This window comes from Pseudomonas sp. PICF141 (assembly GCF_002286815.1).
In the GTDB taxonomy this organism is placed as follows: domain Bacteria; phylum Pseudomonadota; class Gammaproteobacteria; order Pseudomonadales; family Pseudomonadaceae; genus Aquipseudomonas.
Genome location: NZ_MUNM01000028.1, coordinates 39153 through 59070 on the forward strand (window position 1 = coordinate 39153; position 19918 = coordinate 59070).

The 19918-nt window shown below is 58.7% G+C and carries 14 protein-coding genes; 8 read left to right on the forward strand and 6 right to left on the reverse strand.

What is annotated here, in order from left to right; all coding sequences use genetic code 11:
• The first annotated feature begins 17 nt into the window (after positions 1-17).
• From BZL43_RS05485 to BZL43_RS05495, 3 genes are read left to right on the forward strand one after another with little or no spacing between them, the layout of a single operon-like run.
• A complete protein-coding gene (locus tag BZL43_RS05485) occupies positions 18-959 on the forward strand; it encodes a glycosyltransferase family 2 protein (protein ID WP_095631368.1) in 942 nt (313 codons plus the stop codon).
• A gap of 1 nt (position 960) precedes the next feature.
• Positions 961-2469 (forward strand): glucosyltransferase domain-containing protein, encoded by a 1509-nt coding sequence (locus BZL43_RS05490; protein ID WP_095631369.1) that lies wholly within the window; start codon positions 961-963, stop codon positions 2467-2469.
• Between the two features lie 5 nt (positions 2470-2474).
• Positions 2475-4085 (forward strand): glycosyltransferase family 39 protein, encoded by a 1611-nt coding sequence (locus BZL43_RS05495; RefSeq protein WP_095631392.1) that lies wholly within the window; start codon positions 2475-2477, stop codon positions 4083-4085.
• A 327-nt stretch (positions 4086-4412) separates the two neighbouring features.
• Here the strand turns inward: BZL43_RS05495 and BZL43_RS05500 are convergent, their stop codons facing one another.
• The 5 genes from BZL43_RS05500 to BZL43_RS05520 are packed head-to-tail and all read right to left on the reverse strand — an operon-like array spanning position 4413 to position 12790.
• Complete coding sequence (locus BZL43_RS05500; RefSeq protein ID WP_095631370.1) at positions 4413-5816, reverse strand: ATP-binding protein; 1404 nt, start codon at positions 5814-5816, stop codon at positions 4413-4415.
• Complete coding sequence (locus tag BZL43_RS05505) at positions 5813-7624, reverse strand: DAHL domain-containing protein (RefSeq protein WP_095631371.1); 1812 nt, start codon at positions 7622-7624, stop codon at positions 5813-5815. The genes BZL43_RS05500 and BZL43_RS05505 overlap by 4 nt, the downstream gene beginning before the upstream one ends.
• Positions 7621-8580 (reverse strand): cytochrome-c peroxidase, encoded by a 960-nt coding sequence (locus tag BZL43_RS05510; protein ID WP_095631372.1) that lies wholly within the window; start codon positions 8578-8580, stop codon positions 7621-7623. Before BZL43_RS05510 ends, BZL43_RS05505 begins: the two co-directional genes overlap by 4 nt.
• A 38-nt stretch (positions 8581-8618) precedes the next feature.
• Positions 8619-10487: an EAL domain-containing protein gene (locus BZL43_RS05515; protein WP_095631373.1), complete on the reverse strand. Its 1869-nt coding sequence runs from the start codon at positions 10485-10487 to the stop codon at positions 8619-8621.
• Positions 10484-12790 (reverse strand): EAL domain-containing protein, encoded by a 2307-nt coding sequence (locus tag BZL43_RS05520; protein ID WP_095631374.1) that lies wholly within the window; start codon positions 12788-12790, stop codon positions 10484-10486. The genes BZL43_RS05515 and BZL43_RS05520 overlap by 4 nt, the downstream gene beginning before the upstream one ends.
• Positions 12791-13044: 254 nt before the next feature.
• Here BZL43_RS05520 and BZL43_RS05525 point away from each other — a divergent pair, with 254 nt between their 5' ends.
• From BZL43_RS05525 to BZL43_RS05540, 4 genes are all read left to right on the forward strand, one after another.
• The gene (locus BZL43_RS05525) at positions 13045-14403 is read left to right on the forward strand and encodes an HD domain-containing phosphohydrolase (protein WP_095631375.1); all 1359 of its coding nucleotides are present in this window, start codon (positions 13045-13047) and stop codon (positions 14401-14403) included.
• 217 nt (positions 14404-14620) lie between these two features.
• Positions 14621-15055 carry an NUDIX domain-containing protein gene (locus BZL43_RS05530; RefSeq protein WP_095631376.1) on the forward strand — a complete coding sequence of 145 codons (435 nt, stop codon included), beginning with the start codon at positions 14621-14623 and terminating at the stop codon, positions 15053-15055.
• Positions 15056-15078: 23 nt separating this feature from the next.
• The gene (locus BZL43_RS05535; RefSeq protein ID WP_095631377.1) at positions 15079-15717 is read left to right on the forward strand and encodes a LysE family translocator; all 639 of its coding nucleotides are present in this window, start codon (positions 15079-15081) and stop codon (positions 15715-15717) included.
• Position 15718: 1 nt separating this feature from the next.
• Positions 15719-16234 (forward strand): GNAT family N-acetyltransferase, encoded by a 516-nt coding sequence (locus BZL43_RS05540; protein WP_095631378.1) that lies wholly within the window; start codon positions 15719-15721, stop codon positions 16232-16234.
• A 310-nt stretch (positions 16235-16544) separates the two neighbouring features.
• On the opposite strand, the gene metR is transcribed toward BZL43_RS05540, so the two are convergent.
• Positions 16545-17462, reverse strand: coding sequence for a transcriptional regulator MetR (metR, locus tag BZL43_RS05550; protein WP_095631379.1), 918 nt, complete (start codon positions 17460-17462; stop codon positions 16545-16547).
• Between the two features lie 120 nt (positions 17463-17582).
• On the opposite strand from metR, the gene metE reads away from it, so the two are divergent.
• A complete protein-coding gene (gene metE, locus BZL43_RS05555) occupies positions 17583-19907 on the forward strand; it encodes a 5-methyltetrahydropteroyltriglutamate--homocysteine S-methyltransferase (protein WP_095631380.1) in 2325 nt (774 codons plus the stop codon).
• The last annotated feature ends 11 nt before the right edge of the window (positions 19908-19918 follow it).

Sequence of the window (19918 nt, forward strand, 5' to 3'; positions counted from 1 at the left end):
TTTCAGGAGTGTGAAACGTGAAAGTTTCGCTGATTGTCCCGGTATTCAATGAAGAGCAGGCGATCAATCTGTTCTACCAGGCGGTGCGTCGCGAATTGAAACTTGACCCCTGTGAAGTCGAGATCGTGTTCATCAATGACGGCAGTACCGACCGGACGGCTGAGCAGGCCAAGGCGCTGGCACAGGTCGATGATCTGGTATTGCTGATCAACTTTTCCCGCAACTTCGGCAAGGAACCGGCGTTGTTTGCCGGCCTGGAATACGCCACCGGCGATGCGGTGATTCCCATGGACGTGGACCTGCAGGATCCGATCAGCGTCATCCCGCAGTTGATTGCCGAGTGGCAGAAGGGCGCTGATGTGGTGCTCGCCAAACGCCGTAATCGTGACAGTGACAGTTATCTGAAACGTCACAGCGCATCGCTTTTCTATCATTTGCTGAACAGGATTTCCTACACACGGATCGAAGAAAACGTCGGGGATTTCCGGCTCATGGACCGCAAGGTGGTCAATGTGATTCGTGCGCTTCCCGAGCACCAGTTGTTCATGAAGGGCGTTCTTTCCTGGGCCGGATTCACCACGGCAGTGGTGGAATATGAGCGGGCCCGGCGAGTGGCGGGACGCAGCAAGTTCAATGGCTGGAAACTGTGGAACCTGGCGCTGGAAGGCATTACCTCGTTCAGCACGGTGCCGTTGCGATTGTGGACTTATATCGGTGGCGGCATTTCGATCTTCGCGGTGCTGTACGCGGTGTACATGGTGCTGGACAAGATTTTCTTCGGTAACAATGTCCCCGGTTATCCCTCGCTGATGACGGCCATTCTGTTTCTCGGCGGCGTCCAATTGATCGGTATCGGCATCCTCGGTGAGTACGTCGGCCGCATCTACATCGAAGCCAAGCATCGGCCGCGTTATGTGGTCAAAGACGTCATTGGCGGCAAAGACCGGACCGGGCTTTAGCATGGGCAGGCTGAGCGACTTTTTTAGCAAAGAGCTCGGGCGTCGTCGGGTCTGGCTGTTTTTTTTGATCGCGACGCTGGTTTATGTCATTGCGCTGATCCTCGCGGACTATCCCTACATCGATGACAACTGGCGTTCGCTGTCGGCCGGTACGGCCTGGGCCGGGCAGGGACGGTTGTTCACCGAGCTGTTCTATAACCTGCTGACGTTCAGCGATGGCGCACCGAACATCTTTCCATTGCCGCTGTTGATCGCCACGCTGGCCATGGCTTTTGCGTTGACCAGCCTGACGTTCCATTACTACCCACGGCCTACGCTATCTTGCTGCCTGGTACTGTTGCCGCTCTGGTACAACCCGTTTTTTTTGCAAAACCTGTCGTATCAATACGACGGGCCTGCCATCGCCATGGGCCTGGTGGCAGTGATTTATGCGATCACTTTTCGTCACCCCTCGCGCATTTTGCAATGGCTGGTGCCGGCCTTCCTGATTGCGCTGGCGCTGGGGCTCTATCAGGTGAGCCTGAATGTGTTTCTGGGGCTGTGTTGCCTGGAACTGCTTAGAGGCGCGAATGACAAATGGGCCTGGCGGCAATGGTACGAATTGATCGGCTGGAAACTCGTCCAGGCAGGGCTCGGCGGCTTGATCTACAGCGTCACGGCTTACCCCTACATGAATCAGGATCGCGCCTTGTTGCTCAACTGGGCAGCAGCGCCCTTGCTGCAACTTGAAATCAACATCGGCCGGGTGCTGGAAAAAGTCGCGCTGCTGTTTCACGGTGGATTCACCTGGGTGTTCGCCGTGCTGCTGTTGTGTGCTCTGGCGGGCAGCGTACGGTTGGCCGGCAACGTGATGGAACGCCAGGAGTCGGGGCTGAGAAAAATCGTGATGGGCCTGGTGTGTGTGCTGACCGTGCCGGTCGTGACGTTACTGGTGTCGGGGGTTGCGCTGTTTTTCCGCGACTTCAATGAAGGCGCCAGAACCTTGATGGGGTTCGCGGTGTTGCTGGTGCTGTTGTTCTATTTGAGCCATCTGGCGCTGGCGCCCATCCATGAGCGGCTGCCGCTGCTGTTGGCAGTGCCGCTGTTGGCCATGCTTTCGTTGTCTTATGCCTATGGCCGCGTGCTGACGGTGCAGAACACTTTTGCGTCCAGCGCGTTGTTTTCCCTGGCGCATGACATTGCGGCCCATCGGCAACTGCACCAGGCCAAGCGCATTTACCTGGCGGTAAATTATTCCGATCACTGGTTGGTGGGGGCCGCGGGGTCGTTCCAGCAGATGCCGGTCTTGCAATATCTGTTGAACATCAACTTCTTCATGCTGGCCGAAAACCTGCCGAAGGCGGGCATCACCAATGTGGTCGCCGAGAGGGAGCGGCGCAACGCAACCCTGGTCGGTTATCAGGGTTATCCACCGCTAGTGGAGAGCAAGTTCTATCGCATCTATCTGCTGGGCGATTACGGTTTCATCGTCATGAAAGAGCCGACCCCGATCACCACGCTGCAGTGGTGAGCCTGATGATTACCTCGATCCCTCCCGAACGTTTTCCAGCCCGGATGGCCGACAGGGCAGGTCTGGTGGCGGTGATCGTCCTCGCGTTGTTCGCAAGGTTTCATTCCATCACCGTGCCGGTCATCTGGTACGACGAGGCCTACAGCATCTTGTTGGCTGAAGGCTCGCCTGCGTACATCTGGGCTACGACGGCACGGGATGTTCATCCGCCGCTTTACTATGTCTTGCTGCATTTCTGGATGGTGCTGTTCGGCAATGGCGTGTTGGCTGCGCGATCCCTGAGTGCATTGGCGGATGTCGGCACGCTGTTGCTGTGCATCAAATTGATGAGTCTGGTGACGACGCGAAAGGCGACCTGGATTGCCGCCGTGTTGTTGGCGTTGCTGCCGATGTCGGTGCGTTATAGCCAGGAAGTGCGCATGTACACCTTGCTCGGCTTTTGGCTGATGGGTGCGACCGTGGCGCTGGTGTGCTGGATCAAGACACCGGATCAAAAACGTTATCCGGTTTTTTACGTGCTGCTGATGTCGGCTGCTTTCTACACGCACTACTTCGCCGCACTGTGCGTTCTGGTGCATTGGCTTTGTTGGTGGCGAGCGCGCGAGAACGGTCGGCCCAAGGCAATAACGTTTCGTGCGTGGGTCATGGTCAACAGCGCAATCGTCGTGTTGTACCTGCCGTGGATTCCTCATTTCTTCGATCAAGTGTTGCGAATGGACGGGCTTGAGTGGATTCCGCCGCTCACTTGGCAAACAGCGCTGACCTTCGTTTGGCAACTGGTGATGATGGGCGATTCGGCCAGTTATTCAACCTTATGGCGTGTGTTGCCCTCGGCGTTGATCGTTGTTTGCGCCGCGGCGGTGCTACTCAAATCACGCCAGCCGCGACCTTTCAATGTCTTGCTGGTGAGTTATTTTTTTGTGCCTGTGTTGAGCGTGTTTCTGGTGTCGCTGATCGTGCCGGTCTTCAACGCCAGGTACCTGGTGTTCGCGGCTGCCGCGTTGCCCCTGATCGTTGCGCTCGCCCTGGACGCACTCAGCCAACGCCATGCCATTCTGGCCGCTGTCGCCATGGCGTTGGTGTTATTGGCAGAAGTACACGGGCTTTCGGCGGTCTACGCACAAACCGATGAAATGAACGGGACAAGCATTCGCAAAGACGCAAAACTCGACGCCGTGGTCGCAGGGCTTGGCCGCGAAGTCCGTCCGGGTGACGAAATAGTTGTGGATAACCTCTATTGGTACTTGCCGTTCACGTACTACAACCCCACAGGCATTCAGCCGAAGTTATACGTCTTCAAACCACCGACAGGCCGCTTGTGGGGAACCGCCGAATACGGTGGTTGGGCACTCATTCCTCGTCATTTGCATTCCATTCTCTTCGACGATTTTTCCACCTTGCAACTGACGGCCAAGCGGATCTGGTGGGTAACGGGTTACGCTCGTCCTGAACACGACGCCCTGTTTCCCAGGCACTGGAAGCAGGTGCAGGTGCTAAAGGAAGGGGACAGCGAAGCCCGTTTGTTTATTCGGGGGCAAGCGTCAACGCCCCTTGAGGTTGACGTCACAACGCATCCATCAACACAACATTACAATCCTTCGCCTGGTAATGATTAATCTGCGGCACCAGACCTTACGGCGGGTCACTTGGAAAAGGGCGTAGCGGCTCAGGAGGGACAAGCCCAAATGGTTTCCTTGGGGGCGGACTCAGTAATGGCAGGCAGTGGCATGCAGGCTTTTGTGGCGAGGGGGGCTTGCCCCCGTTGGACTGCGCAGCAGTCCCAAACGACTCACTGCATACGTCCTGACAGATCTCCTTTGCAGGTTTTACGACTGCTTCGCAGCCGAACGGGGGCAAGCCCCCTCGCCACAGAGATCTCCTGTGGACAGAGATTTCCAGCTTACGGGCGATGGCAGTATTGGAGCACCCGGGTGGGAGCGTGTTTAGGCTGGCCAGGATTGCCGCACCGGTAACTCAACCCGAAACGTGGTGCCCACCCCGACTTCGCTACGTACCGAAATATCGCCCTGGTGTTTTTTCACGATGCCATAGGACAGGGACAACCCCAGTCCGGTCCCCTGGCCCACCGGTTTGGTGGTGTAGAAGGGGTCGAATATTTTCTGCAGGTTGTCCGGTTCAATACCTGATCCCGTGTCCGCGATCTCGATCGACACCTTTTCACCTTCAAGGCCCGTGCGTAGCGTGATGGTGCCCCGTTCCGGTCCTATCGCCTGAGACGCGTTGACGATCAGGTTCATGATGACCTGATTGATTTGCGAGGGCAGGCATTCGATGTCGGGCAGTTGTTGAAACTCCTTCACCACATCGGCCTTGTACTTGAGTTCATTGGCCACGATGTTCAAGGTCGACTCGATACCTTGATGCAGATTGGTCCACTGCCACTCCTGATTGGAGTCGACGCGGGAGAAGTCCTTCAGGTCTTTGACGATCTGCCCGACGCGACCGATGCCTTCCTTGGACTCCTTGATCAACAGCGGAATGTCTTCGCGTAGAAAGTCCAGTTCCACCCGTTCACGCAACTTGCCGAGTTGCTCGATGACCTCGCTTGAGGCAATGGCGCTTTCCGCCTCCCGATAGGCATCGAGCATGTCCTGCAGTTGTTTGAAGTAGCCATCGAGGGCGCCGAGGTTGGAGGAAATGAAGCCGATGGGATTATTGATTTCGTGGGCGACGCCCGCCGCCAGTTGCCCCAGCGAAGCGAGTTTTTCCGACTGCACCAATTGCGATTCAAGCTGTTTACGCTCGTCGATTTCCCGCTGCAACGCCTCGCTGGCTTGCTTGAACTGGGCCGTGCGCTGATCCACCAGATGCTCCAGATGGCTCATCTGAACAGACGCCCGCTCGGTCATTTCCCATTTGGTGAGCAGGGTGTTGGCCATCTGCTGGACTTCAATGTTGTCGAACGGTTTTTTCAGAATCAGCAGGCGGTCATGGGCGTGCAAGCGTTCCAGCAGTTCGTCCCAGGAATAGTCGGAATAGGCGGTACACACCACCACTTGCAGCAACGGATCTTTTTCCCACAGGTGTTCGATGGTCTGCGCGCCGTCCCAACCCTCGGGCATGCGCATGTCGACGAAGGCCAGCGCATAGGGACGGTTTTCCTGTAATGCCTGGAGGAGTTTGCCCAGCCCCTCCTGACCGCCATAGGCCGAATCCAGCTCGAACAGCAGGTTGGCGGGTTTCACTTCGCTGCCGAACAGCGCGGCTTCCATTTCGTCCAGCTCTGTATGCTGCGCTGATGTCGGGGTGAGGATCTTGCGAAAATCTTCATGGATGGATGGGGTGTCGTCGATCAGCAGAATGCGTCGGTTTGAAAGATCGCTCATGCTTCCTCCATGACGGGTTTCAACGGGATCTGCAAAGTGAACAGGGCACCTTTGCCCGGTCCGTCGCTGTGGGCGGTGAGATGGCCGTTCATCTCGATGGCGGCCAGGGCACAGCTGTGCAGGCCGAAGCCGTGACCTTCCTTGCGGGTGGTAAAGCCATGGGCAAAGATCCGCGTCATGTTCTCCGGCTTGATGCCTTCGCCGTCATCCTTGACGCTGATTTGCAGGATCGTGTCCTCGACGACCTTCACCCCAAGAGTCATTTGCCGCGGGCGGTTGCTGAGGTCGGTCATGGCGTATTTGGCGTTGCTGATCAGGTTGATCAGGATCAGCAACAACCGGTGTTTGTCGCCCATTACTTGCGGTACGTCGCCGTACTCCTTGACCACCGTGACGTGATGCCGGGTCAGGGCGCCGGCGTTCATCCGCAGGGCGTCTTCCAGCAGTTCGCTGATGTGCAACGGCTCCATCAGGCTGTTGGCACCTGCGTAGGATTGCTGGGTGGCGACGATGTCCTTGATGTGATCGACGCTTTTGCTCAGTTGCCCGAGTTCGTCGGCCATGCCTTGTTGTTCAAGGGCAATGGCCTCCACCAGTTGATTCAGGTAACCGGGCAGCAGTTTTCCTTTCTCGTCCTGGGTCAGGAAGGCGCCCAGATCATCCTGATGGGCATTGATCAGCTGCATCGCCTTGCCCAGTCCCTGGGTCTTGCTGTTACGCAGCTTGCGGGTGACCAGGTCGGTGGAAATGTTCACGCTGTTGAGCACGTTGCCGACGTTGTGCAGCACGTTAGTGGCGATTTCAGCCATGCCGGCCTGGCGAGCGGTGTCGAGCAGTTCGCTCTGGGTATCCTTGAGTTCGCGGGTGCGCTCCTCGACCCGTTGTTCGAGGACGTCGTTGGCAGTTTGCAGCTCCTTGTTGACCCGATTGATCTCCCCGAAGCTGCGCATCAAGCGAATGGCCAGGTACACCAGCACCATCACCAGCAGCGTCGAAAATACCAGCATGTAGAGGTGGTAGCGCCGGTTGGCTGCATCGGTTTGCTGCTGGTCCTTGTTCAGCAGCGCCGTCATGTCGTCCAGCCGTGCGGCCACGGGAACGGCTTCGATGTTTTCCAGCAGCCGGTTGACCACGGGTTGTTCCCGCAGGATCAGCGCGATGTGATTGCTCAAGACATCGATCGGGCTATGAAACTGCTCCGGTAATCGTTCCTTGTTCACCCGCAGTTTGTTCAACCCGACCAGGATATCGGCCGCTTTGTCGTCGGAGGTGACCTGGGCGAATTCCAGGCTGCTGAGGAGCAAGTCGTAGGTGTCGGTGGCGATGTTCTGTAGTTGCAGTTTGTCTTCGTCGAGCAGTTGGGTCAGCGGTTGCTGGATGTCGTCTTCGGCGGTGGGCAAAAACGCCAGTGAGTTACGCAGCACCGCGTTGTGCGATTTGAACTGCTCCACCAGTCGGGTTTTTTCCTTGATGGCGGTGTGATAGGCCTCACGGCTGGCGCGCCAGGTGGGCGAGTCGTTGCGCCCATGGCCGGACTCCATCGTCTCGAACCGCTGCCACAGGTGTGTCATCTCGGTCAGCGGTGCAACCAATGGGTCGTAGTTGTGACTGATGGCAATCCTGGACTTGAGGATCTCGGTTTCCCATTGCGCGTTGAACTGTTTGATCCGGCCAATCAGGTCCCGGGACTCAGCGTATGTCGAGGTCTGGTCGGAGCTTGATTTGAGGTACAGAAACAGCAGTGTCGAGGCCAGCAACACAGCCACGCCACTGAGCAGTAAAAGGTTGCGACGGTGGTACGTTTTCATAAGGATTTGCCTCCCCACTCACCGGTCAGGGTCTTGAGGAATTTGATGATCAAGGTCTTGTCCTTGTCAGAGGGCACGCGACCAAGCTGGAACTTGAACATCACGTCTACCGCTTCTTCGAGGGTCTTGGCCGAGCCGTCGTGAAAGTACGGTGCGGTGACGGCGACGTTGCGCAGGCTCGGAACCTTGAACACGTTGCGGTCTTCTTCAGCCTTGGTGACCAGATAGCGGCCCAGATCGGCTTCGGTGGGATTGCCTCGAACCTCGAAGTAATCGCCCATGACACCGAATTTCTGGAACATGTTGCCGCCGATATTCACCCCTTGATGGCAGGCGATGCAGCCGTACTCCTGAAAGCGTTGGTAGCCGTATTTCTCCTCGATGGTGAGAATCTCGGTGTTGCCCATCAGGTATTGGTCGAAACGCGAGTTGGCGCTAAGTAACGTGCGCTCGTAAGTGGCCAGCGCATTTTGCACATTGTTCATGGTCACGCCGTCCGGGTAGGCCTTGGCGAATGCGCTTTTGTAAGTCGGGTCGGCGGCCAGCGTCTTGACGACATGCTCCCAATGACTGCCCATTTCATTGGGACTTTGCACCACTTCATGGACCTGGTGTTCCAGGGTGTCGGCGCGGCCATTCCAGAATTGCCGGAAATTCAGGCTGGCGTTGAACACACTGGGGGTATTGATCGCCAGAGGCACGCCGTTGAAGCCGATGGAAAAGGCCTTGTCGTCGGCGCCGCCGATTTCCAGACGATGGCAACTGGCGCAGGACAGGCTGTTATTGACTGACAGACGCGGCTCATTGAACAACTGGCGACCGAGCTCCACTTGTAAAGGATTTTGCGGGGGGACGGGGGGCAAGGGTTTGAGCGGGCCGTTCAATAGTTCGCCATTGGCTATCAGACAAAAACCGGTCAAAGGCATCAGGAGCAGGTAGTAGAAGGAGCGCGACATCTTGTTATTCCTTGGCAAAGGGTGTCGTTGCACATCGATCATTTGGCTGCGTCGGGCTGCATGGACATCAGGTAGTGCACGAAGGCCTCCGGCTCCACGGCTTTGCTGAAGTAATAACCCTGGCCTTCCTCGCAATGGTGCGCCTTGAGAAAATTCAATTGCTCGAGGGTTTCCACCCCTTCGGCAATGACGGCCAGTTTGAGGCTCTTGCCCAGGCTGATGATGGCGCTGACCAGGGCCGCGTCATTGGTGTCACGGCTCAGGCCACGAATGAATGACTGGTCGATTTTCAACACATCGATGGGAAACCGTTGCAGGTAACTCAGGCTCGAATAGCCGGTGCCGAAGTCATCGATAGCCAGCCGTACGCCCAATACCTTGAGCCGATTCAGCGCGACCATCGTGGCATCGACGTTCTGCATCAATACGCCTTCGGTAATCTCCAGCTCCAGCAAGGTGGGGTCCATACCGGTTTGCTCGAGTACCTGTTCGACCCCTTTGACAAAGTCCCGCTGACGGAAATCGATGGCCGACACGTTTACCGACATGCAGAGTTTCGGCAGACCTTTGACCTGCCAGGCGCGGGCTTGGCGACAGGCCTGGGCGAGCACCCATTTGCTCAAGGGTACGATCAAGCCGCTGTCCTCGGCCACACCGATGAAATCTGTCGGGTAAACCCAGCCTTGCCCCGGTTTTTTCCAGCGGATCAATGCCTCGGCGCCGACCACCTTGCCGCTGTCCAGATCAAGTTTTGGCTGGTAGTGCAGGACAAATTCGTTGCGTTCCAGCGCCAGGCGAATACCCGATTCGATGCTCTGCTGTTCCCGGGCGCGCTGGTTCATCTCATCGATGAAAAAACTGAAATCGTTCGGGCCGCTGTCCTTGACGCTGCGCATGGCGGTTTCGGCTTTTTTTATCAGCGCGATGGCATCGAAACCGTCCTCTGGGTAGATGCTGATGCCCAGGCTGGCCGTCACGCTCAGGTCGTGGCCGGCAATGTGTTGAGGCGCGCGTATGGCGGTCAAGAGCTTTTCAGCGATGCCCTTGGTCTGTTGGGGGTGGTGGATGTCAGCCAGGATGACCACGAACTCATCGGAGCCGTAACGAAACACCGAGTCGGATGCGCGCACGCACGCCACCAGATTTTGCCCGACACGTTTGAGCATCTCGTCACCGGTCGGATGACCCAAGGCATTGTTGATGCGCTTGAAGCGATCAAGCCCCAGAAACATTACCGCCAGTTGTTTGTCATGGCGACGTGACAGGGCCAGTGACTGGTTCAGCCGATCACCCAGCAAGGTGCTGTTGGGCAATTCGGTCAATACGTCGTACTGCAACAGGTGCGACACCTTGAGCAACTCATGGACCCGGGCCTCGATGGTTTGCTCCAGTGTGTGCACTTTCATGGCCGCGTCCTGTGCCAGCTGCCATTTCCAGGTCAGGGCGCTGGCCATCTGGCGGATTTCCAGGCTGTCGAAGGGTTTTTTCAACACCAGCAACTGGTCGCCGAACTCCAGTCGTTCGGCCATGGCTTCCCAGGTGTAATCGGAGAACGCCGTGCACAGTGCGATTTGCAGGTGAGGGTCGGCCTTCCAGAGCCGTTCGATGGTTTCCAGGCCATCCCAGCCCGGGGGCATGCGCATGTCGGTGAACGCCATGGCATAAGGCCGACCTTGTGCCTGGGCGCATTTGACCAGTTCGAGGGCTTCTTCGCCCTGGTAGGCGGAGTCGAGCTGAAATACCAGCCGTTCCGACTGCGGGGTGCCGAACAGCGCGGCTTCAGTGCCGGCGAGTGTTTTTTCATCGTCGGTATCGGGGCCGAGAATCTTGCGAAAATCCTGATGGATCGAGGGTGTGTCGTCGATGATCAGGATGCGCCGGTTGGCCTGGACGAACGGAGTTTTCATTCCTTGTCCTCCGTGGCACGCGGCGGGTCATCCGGCGTCGTTGCAGTTGCGTGGTTGGCGCGCAGGATGCTCCCGGCCTTGAGCAACTCGGCGGCCTGCTGGCTGCTGACCGCTTGGCTGAAGTAGTGACCCTGGGCATTCATGGGTGAGCCGGTGGCCATCAGCGAACTGCGTTGCTCCTGGGTTTCTACGCCCTCGGCGATAATGCCGATCCCTACATCGCGGGCGAAGTTGATGATGGCGCGCAACGTCGTCGCGCTGGCGGGGTCGCGTGCGGCCATGTCGATGAAGCTCTGGGCGAGCTTCAGGTGATTGACCTGATAAGTCTTGAGGTAATCGAAGGAGGAGTATTCGGTGCCGAAATCATCGATGGCGATTTTCACCCCCAACTCACGCAGGCGCGGCAGTACATCGTTGTGCGTCCACTTGGTCTGGGCCAGGGTGGCTTCGGTGACGTCGAAGCGCAGGTCCCACGGACACAGTTCCCAGCGCGCGGTGGTGCGCAATACGTCATAGATCAGTTCAGGACCACTTTTGAGCTGAGCCAGGGACAGTTTTATCGCCACCACCGGTGGCGCCATGCCTTCGTCACGCCACTGACGCATTTGCCGACAGGCGCCCTCCAGCACCCAGTGACCGAGGGCGATGATGGTGCCGGTCTTTTCCGCCGCGGGCAAAAACGCCTGGGCATCCAGCAAACCGCGCAAGGGGTGGTTCCAGCTGACTTGTGCTTCCATGCCGAGGATCTTGCCGCTGCTCAGGTCCACTTCGGGCCAGTAGCGCAGTTCGAGTTCGTCGTGTTCGATGGCCGCTTTCAAGTCGTTGGCGATGGTCATGCGCTCGACCACTTCCTGATTGATTTCCTCGGAATGGAAGTGGTACTGGTTGCGGCCTTTTTCCTTGGAGCGATACAGCGCCATGTCGGCCTGGGTCAACAGGCTGTCGGCACTCAGGCTGACCGGCGCATAGCTGCTGATGCCGATGCTGACCGAAACCCGCACATCGTTGCCGACCAGGGAGTAGGGCAGCACCAGTGCATCGCGGACCTTGGCGGCCAGGGCCGCTGACTGGGTCGGATCGCCGACGTCCAGTTGCAGTATCGCGAACTCGTCGCCACCCAGTCGGGCGACCACATCGTTTTCGCGCACGCAGTTCTTTATGCGCCCGGCGACTTCTTGCAACAGCAGGTCCCCCACTGGATGGCCCAGGGTGTCGTTGATCCGTTTGAAGTGATCCAGGTCCAGGTAAAACATGGCGAACGGTGTGGCCCCGCGCCGGGCGGCGGCGAATGCCTGGTGCAACCGCTCGATCAGCGTCGCGCGGTTGGCCAGCCCGGTCAGCCCGTCGGTGCGGGCCAGCAGGGCGATTTTTTCCTCGGCCAGTTTGCGTTCTGTGATGTCGATGATGATGCCTTCGACTTCCAGCAAGCGGCCTTCATCATCGCGCACCGGGATATAGCGGTTTTCGACCCAGCGCCAGTCTCCGTCACCGGTGCGCATCCGGAACTCGATGGAAGCCCCCGACGCATGACGGTCCAGTACCCTGGCCATCGCTGTATCGACTTTTGCCTGATCGTCAGGATGGATCAGCTCCTGCGCCCAGTTGGATGAAGCCACCAGGGCCGCCGCGATGTGCCCGTATTTGGTGATGTTGTGGGAGATGTACATCAACGGGAACGACGGTTCGCCCCGCAGCCGATACAGAATGGTCGGGCTGTTCTGCACGATGATGTTGGCGTCGGACAATTCCCGGGTACGCTCTTCGACCGCGTGCTCCAGCAAGGACATCTTCAGCGCCGCGTCTTCGGTCATTTGCCACTTGGCGGTCAATGCGCTGGCCATCTGACGGATCTCGATGGCATCGAAGGGCTTTTTCAGGATAAGCAGGCGATCGCCCAGTTCCAGACGTTCGGCGATGTCTTCCCAGGAATAGTCGGAATACGCGGTGCAGAGCGCGACCTGCAGCTTGGGATCGACTTGCCACAAGCGTTCGATGGTTTCCAGACCGTCCCAGCCCGGTGGCATGCGCATGTCGATAAAGGCCATCGCATAGGGCGAGTCATTCGCCAGTGCGCTCTCGACCTTGTCCAGCGCTTCGCGGCCTTGAAACGCGGAGTCGATGACGAAGCTTTGCTGCGATACCGACGTCGAAGTCCCGAACAGGGCGTTTTCGGCGCTGATCAGGCTGTCGTCTTCGATCGAAGGCGGGCTGAGAATCTTGGTGAAATCCTCATGGATGGACGCGGTGTCATCGACGATGAGAATCCGACGATTAATGCGCGCAAGCAGCGTGTTCACTGACATGCGCCTGTACCGACAGCAGGTTGGTGCGACGAGCTCATAGAGGGTATCCCTTCCCTGATCGCTGGTGGAGCAAGAATCGTTCTGGATCCGAGTGATCTGAGCATAGTCGCCCGGCCAGCACTTCGCCCGGTGGACTGAAACGAATCATTTCCGGGATCGGGCTGAAAATCATCTAGCCTGTAGGTCAGGCTCGGCAGCGCCAGCACAGCCGTCCCGCGCGACATGAAGACACACGTTTCACTTGAGGTAATGCCATGGAAGAGCAACTGCCCACGACGGTGACCGACAAGCCCAGATTACTGCTGGTCGACGACGAGGAGTCGATTCTCAACAGCCTGCGCCGTCTGTTGCGCGGTCAGTCTTACGAGGTGCTGCTGGCCACCAGCGGTGCCCAGGCGCTGGAGATCATGGCGCGGCAGCCGATCGATCTGGTGATGAGTGACGCGCGCATGCCCAATATGGACGGCGCCACGCTGCTGGCCCATATCCACCAGCGCTACCCAGACACCATCCGGATCATGCTGACGGGTTATGCCGATCCGTCGGCCATTATCAAGGCTATCAATGAAGGGCAGATTCATCGTTACATCAGCAAACCCTGGCACGATGAGGAAATGCTGCTGACCTTGCGACAATCACTTGCCTACCAGTATTCCGAGCGTGAGCGTTTGCGACTGGTGCAGCAGACGTGGGACCAGAACGAGAAACTGAAGCGGCTCAACACCACCCTGGAAAAACACGTCGCGGCCCGTACTGCCGAACTGCAGCAGACCGCCGACATGCTGGACCTGGCCTATGAAGAGCTCAAACGCAGTTATGTCACTGGCACCGAGGTGTTTTCGTTGCTGGCCAACCTGCGCCTGCCGCCTGCCAAACAGACCAACCGGCAAATCATCGAACTGGTGCGGGTGTACTGCAAACTGCATGGCCTGGACGAAGGCACCCGTCGGGACCTGACCATGGCGGCGGCGCTCTACAACATCGGTAAATTGAGCTGGACCGACAGCATGATGAGCACGCCCTCGGACCTGCTGCATCACAATGACCGCGAGCGCTATCGGGGTTATCCGAAGCAGAGTGAGTCGCTGCTGATGACGCTCGATCCGATGAAGGATGCCGCGCGGCTGATCCTGCATCATCAGGAGCGTTGGGACGGCAGCGGCTTTCCGGATCGGCTCAAGGGCGAAGCGATTCCGTTCGGTTCGCGGTTGCTGAAACTGGCGGTGGATTTCATCGAGTTGCAGCGCGGCCTGATCCTTGAACGGCAGATGAACAGCGATGAAGCCCTGGTGTATATCCGCCAGTACGCCGGTCGCCTCTATGACCCGGAGCTGGTGGAGGATTTCATTCAGGTTTGCGCCACTTATCTGAGTGACGTGACGCTGGCCGATCCGACGGTCAAGGTGCTGACCACCCGGGATCTGGCGGCGGGCATGATCCTGGCGCGCAATCTCAATGCCGACAACGGCATGCTGCTACTCAACGCCGGCAAGGTGTTGAACGGGCCGCTGGTGGAAAAGCTGATTGCTTTCGAGGCGATGGAAGGGGCCAGGTACAGCATTTTCGTGAAAGTACCGGAGGAAGTGGAGGGCGCGCTACTCGAGACGAGTTGAGTTTTCCAGACTTAGCACTGATTCCCTGTGGGAGCCCTGTGGCGAGGGGGCTTGCCCCCGTTGGGTTGCAAAGCAGCCCCAAAATATCTGATACACCACAGATCTTGTGAGTGCTACGCACTCAAACGGGGCGATGCGGCGTTCCGACAAGCCCCCTCGCCACAGGACCAGTGCTCATGTGATCCTTGCGTCTTTTACCCAAGGCCAATCCTGATCCATGACGCTTCCATCCGCCGCTTCGCCCCGCCTCATCCACATTGCCGCTGCTCTGCTGATCGGCCCCGACGGTCGCACCCTGCTGGTGCGCAAGCGCGGCACCCAGGCGTTCATGCAGCCGGGAGGCAAGATCGAGGCCCATGAGCAACCGGTCCATGCCCTCGCCCGTGAACTGGAAGAGGAACTGGGACTGGTCATCGATCCGGCGCACGCCGCCTACCTGGGGCAATTCTCGGCACCGGCGGCCAATGAGCCGGGGTTTGTCGTACAAGCCGAACTCTTTCAATTGAGCATCGACTCGCACGTTTCCCCGGCGGCGGAAATCGAAGAGGTGCGCTGGATTGATCCGGCCACCGACGGTGATGTCATGCTGGCGCCATTGACACGGGACCTCATCCTGCCGTTTTATCGAGCCTCACTGATCGAAACTGCCTGATCATCCAAGGACGGAGAGCGCCCATGATCCCGCTTCAAGACTTACTGATTTTTGCTGCCGCCGCGCTGTTGATGGTGCTCACGCCCGGGCCGAACATGATCTACCTGATCTCTCGTTCCATTTGCCAGGGGCGCAAGGCTGGCGTGACTTCGTTGCTCGGCGTGGTTGCCGGGTTTTTGGTGCACCTGTTCGCGGCCGCCGCGGGTTTGACCGCGGTATTCGTGGCAGTGCCGATGGCCTATGAAGTATTGAAATGGGCTGGCGCGTTGTACCTGTTGTGGCTGGCCTGGCAGGCGGTCAAGCCCGGTGCGCGTTCACCGTTCGAGGCGCAGCGGTTGCCCGCGGACTCGTCCCGCAAGCTGATCACCATGGGCTTTCTCACCAGCGCGCTGAACCCGAAGATCGCGGTGTTTTACCTGTCGGTGTTTCCGCAGTTCATTACCCCTGAACACGGTTCGGTATTCACTCAGAGCATCATCCTCGGCCTGACCCAGATCAGCGTGAGCTTCAGCGTCAACTTGCTGATCGCGCTGTTCGCCGCAGGTATCGCCTCTTGGTTCGTCAACAACCCGAACTGGCTGGCGATGCAGCGTTACTTCATGGGGTTGGTGCTGTCCGGGCTGGCGGTGCGCTTGATGCTCGAGCAGCGGCGAGTGGCCTGATATGTGGATTCAACGGCTTGATGCCAGCCATGCCCTGGATTACCGGGCGCTGATGCTCGAAGCCTACGATTTGCATCCCCTGGCATTCACTTCCAGCGTGCGCGAGCGCGCGGTGATGCCGTTGAGTTGGTGGGAGTCGCGGCTGACCGGCAAGCTGGACCGGGTATTCGGGGCGTTCGAGGAGGGAAAGCTGGCGGGCATCGTCGGGCTGGCCTTCGAGCCGCGGGAAAAGGCCCGGCACAAGGCGACGCTGTTCGGCCTGTACGTGACCGGCAAGGCTCAGCAGCGCGGGCTCGGTTATCAATTGGTTCAGGCCGCGTTGGCTGAAGCCCGGGCTCACCAGGGCCTGAAGCTGATCCAGCTGACCGTCACCGCCGGCAATGAAGCCGCTTTCAAGCTGTATCAGCGATGTGGCTTCGTGCAGTTCGGCCTGGAACCATTGGCGGTGCGGGTTGGCGAAGACTACTTCGACAAGATCCATATGTGGCGAGAGCTCACCGCTGAATCTTTGGCATAAGGGTTGTTGTGGCGAGGGGGCTTGCCCCCGTTGGGTTGCGAAGCGACCTCAAAACCTGCAATCGCCTGTGTTCAGACACAGCGCATTCACCGTTTTTACGACTGCTGCGCAGCCGAACGGGGGCAAGCCCCCTCGCCACAGGTTCTTCACTAGGCTCGGGGACGCCAAGCCTGTGGCGTGAGCTCTGAAACCACCCCTATCCCTTGTAGGAGCGAGGCTTGCCCGCGAAGACGGTTTCACATTCAACATTGCTGTGGGCTGACGCACCGCTTTCGCGGGCAAGCCTCGCTCCTACAGGAGATAGGTCGCTCTATCGGACAGCACTCACCCCATCCAGCGTCGAAAACGACGTGTCCTTGGCCGTCAGCAAAAAGTCGCGCATGTAGGGTGCATCCAGCATGTCGGCGCGAATCCCGGCGTAGAGCGTCGCGAACAGACCTTTCTCCCTCAATCGCTTGGCCTTCACGTAACCCCGTGAACTGTATTCATGCAGCGCCCAATGGGGCATGCCGCACACGCCGCGACCGCTGGCCACCAGTTGCATCATCATCACCGTCAGTTCCGAGGTGCGCACCTGGGCCGGTTCGATGTCGGCCGGCTCCAGGAAGCGGGTGAAGATGTCCAGCCGATCGCGCTCCACCGGGTAGGTGATCAAGGTTTCCGTCAGCAGATCTTCCGGCACGATGTACGGCTTGCTCGCCAGACGATGCTGGTTAGCCACTGCGAGCATGGCTTCGTAGGTGAACAACGGCACGTAGGTGATCCCGACCAGTTCCAGCGGGTCGGAGGTCACCACCAGGTCCAGGTCGCCTCGGGCCAGCGCCGGCAGCGGGGCGAAGGAAAAACCCGAGGCCAGGTCCAGCTCGACTTCCGGCCAGGCGTCGCGGAACTGGTCGATGGTGGGCATCAGCCACTGAAAGCAACTGTGGCACTCGATCGCCATGTGCAAACGCCCCGCCGTGCCGCCGGCCAGCCGCGCAATGTCGCGCTCGGCGCCACGCAGGAGGGGCAGGGTGGCGTCGGCCAGTTGCAGCAGGCGCAAGCCGGCACTGGTGAAGCGCACCGGTTTGGTCTTGCGCACGAACAACGGCATGCCCATGCGCTCTTCCAGCTCCTTGAACTGATGAGACAACGCCGACTGGGTCAGGTGCAGGCGGTCGGCCGCATCCACCAGGCTGTCGGCTTCGCGCAAGGCGTGCAGGGTTTTCAGGTGACGGATTTCAAGCACCGGGGGCTCCATGAGGAAAACTTGTGATCAACACGAAAAGGTTGAGTTTGTCTCATGTTGGGTGGGCTGTCGACAATAGCACCCTGTTTTATAGCGTCCTTTATAGAGAGAACTCTCACCATGGCCTTGGCCCACACACTTGGTTTCCCGCGTATCGGCGCCGACCGCGAATTGAAAAAAGCCCTCGAATCCTACTGGAAGGGCGATCTTGACCAGGACGCACTGAAAAGCGTCGGCCGCCAATTGCGCGCCACCCATTGGCAATTGCAGAAGGACGCTGGCATCGACTTGCTGCCCGTGGGCGACTTCGCCTGGTACGACCACGTGCTGACTCACTCACTAACCTTCGGCGTGATCCCGGAGCGTTTTGACAGTGCCAAGAATAAGCGTGGCCTGCCAACCCTCGACACCCTGTTCTCCATGGCCCGTGGGGCTACTGCGGCCTGTTGTGGCGGTGAACATGACAAGGCGCAATACGCTCAGGAACTGACCAAGTGGTTCGACACCAACTATCACTACCTGGTCCCGGAATTCACCGCTGATCAACAGTTCAAACTGAGCTGGGAACAACTGTTCGACGAAGTCGACGAAGCCAAAGCCCTGGGCCACAACGTCAAACCGGTGATCATCGGCCCGTTGACTTACTTGTGGCTGGGCAAGGCCAAAGGCAATGACTTCGACAAGCTCGACTTGCTTGAGCGCCTGTTGCCGATCTACGGCGAAATTCTCGGTCGCCTCGCGGCCCAAGGCGTGGAGTGGGTGCAGATCGACGAACCGATCCTTACCCTCGACCTGCCACAGGCCTGGAAAAACGCCTTCGAACGCGCCTACCACATCCTTCAATATTCGCCGCTGAAAAAACTCGTGGCGACCTACTTCAGTGGCCTGGAAGACAATCTCGGGCTTGCTGTCGGCCTGCCTGTGCAAGGCTTGCACATCGACGCCGTGCGCGCGCCGGACCAACTTGGCCAAGTGCTGGATCGTCTGCCGACTTACAAAATTCTTTCGGTGGGGCTGGTTAATGGTCGCAACGTCTGGCGCTGCGAACTCGAGCAAGCGTTGGCGCAATTGCACTCAGCCCAGGAACGCTTTGGCGATAACTTGTGGGTCAGCAGTTCCTGCTCGCTGCTGCACAGCCCCGTGGACCTGGACCGTGAAGACAAACTCGATCCTGAATTGAAAAGCTGGCTGGCATTTGCCGTGCAGAAGTGCGGCGAAATTGCCGTGCTGCGTGATGCCCTCAACGACCCGAAAGCGCCGAAGGTGCAAGCCGCCCTGGCCGAAAGCCGCGCCATTACGACCAGCCGCGCCGAGTCTCCACGTATCCATAAAGCGGACGTTCAGGCCCGAATCAATGCCATCAGCGCCGCGGACAGTCAACGTCATTCACCGTTTGCCCAACGCATTGCACAACAACAGGCGCGGTTGAAATTGCCGGCGTTTCCGACCACCACCATTGGCTCGTTCCCACAAACCGCTTCGATCCGTCTGGCACGCCAGGCCTTCAAGCAAGGCAAGCTGTCGGCCAATGATTACACCGATGCCATGCACCACGAAATTCGCCATGCCGTGCAAATCCAGGAACGTTTGGGCCTGGACGTGCTGGTGCACGGTGAAGCCGAGCGCAACGACATGGTCGAGTACTTTGCCGAACAACTGGACGGCTACTTGTTCACTCGGTTCGGCTGGGTCCAGAGCTATGGCTCGCGCTGCGTCAAACCGGCGATCATCTACGGCGATCTGAGCCGTCCAAAGCCAATGACCGTCGACTGGATCACCTACGCCCAGAGCCTGACTGACAAAGTCATGAAAGGCATGCTCACAGGGCCCGTGACCATGCTGATGTGGTCGTTCCCGCGCGAAGACGTCTCGCGCAAAATTCAGGCACATCAACTGGCTCTGGCCTTGCGCGATGAAGTGGTGGACCTGGAAAACGCCGGCATCAGGATCGTGCAGATCGACGAAGCCGCGTTCCGGGAAGGGCTGCCACTGCGCCGGGCGCAATGGCAGGAATACCTCGACTGGGCGGTGCAAGCCTTCCGCCTGAGTGCATCGGGCGTGCGTGACGAAACCCAGATCCATACCCACATGTGCTACAGCGAATTCAACGACGTAATCCAGTCCATCGCGGCCATGGACGCTGATGTGATCACCATCGAAACCTCGCGCTCGGACATGGAGTTGCTGGAAGCCTTCGAAGCGTTCGACTACCCGAACGACATCGGCCCGGGCGTCTACGATATTCATTCACCCCGAGTGCCGGACACGGCCGAGATGGTCAAGTTGATGAGCAAAGCCGTTAAGCGCATTCCGGCCGAGCGCTTGTGGGTCAACCCCGATTGCGGTTTGAAAACCCGGGCCTGGCCGGAGACGGAAGCGGCGTTGGTGAATATGGTTGCAGCGGCGCGGCAGTTGCGCAGTCAATTGGCCCGACCTGCCCGCTAATTGACTGGCAA

Excerpts from the sequence above, each read along its gene's own strand:
- BZL43_RS05520 (WP_095631374.1), bottom strand. The coding sequence starts at position 12,790 with ATGTCAGTGAACACGCTGCTTGCGCGCATTAATCGTCGGATTCTCATC.
- BZL43_RS05525 (WP_095631375.1), top strand. The coding sequence starts at position 13,045 with ATGGAAGAGCAACTGCCCACGACGGTGACCGACAAGCCCAGATTACTG.
- BZL43_RS05510 (WP_095631372.1), bottom strand. The coding sequence starts at position 8,580 with ATGTCGCGCTCCTTCTACTACCTGCTCCTGATGCCTTTGACCGGTTTT.
- BZL43_RS05490 (WP_095631369.1), top strand. The coding sequence starts at position 961 with ATGGGCAGGCTGAGCGACTTTTTTAGCAAAGAGCTCGGGCGTCGTCGG.
- BZL43_RS05535 (WP_095631377.1), top strand. The coding sequence starts at position 15,079 with ATGATCCCGCTTCAAGACTTACTGATTTTTGCTGCCGCCGCGCTGTTG.
- metE (WP_095631380.1), top strand. The coding sequence starts at position 17,583 with ATGGCCTTGGCCCACACACTTGGTTTCCCGCGTATCGGCGCCGACCGC.
- BZL43_RS05515 (WP_095631373.1), bottom strand. The coding sequence starts at position 10,487 with ATGAAAACTCCGTTCGTCCAGGCCAACCGGCGCATCCTGATCATCGAC.
- BZL43_RS05495 (WP_095631392.1), top strand. The coding sequence starts at position 2,475 with ATGATTACCTCGATCCCTCCCGAACGTTTTCCAGCCCGGATGGCCGAC.
- BZL43_RS05505 (WP_095631371.1), bottom strand. The coding sequence starts at position 7,624 with ATGAAAACGTACCACCGTCGCAACCTTTTACTGCTCAGTGGCGTGGCT.
- BZL43_RS05530 (WP_095631376.1), top strand. The coding sequence starts at position 14,621 with ATGACGCTTCCATCCGCCGCTTCGCCCCGCCTCATCCACATTGCCGCT.
- BZL43_RS05500 (WP_095631370.1), bottom strand. The coding sequence starts at position 5,816 with ATGAGCGATCTTTCAAACCGACGCATTCTGCTGATCGACGACACCCCA.
- BZL43_RS05540 (WP_095631378.1), top strand. The coding sequence starts at position 15,719 with ATGTGGATTCAACGGCTTGATGCCAGCCATGCCCTGGATTACCGGGCG.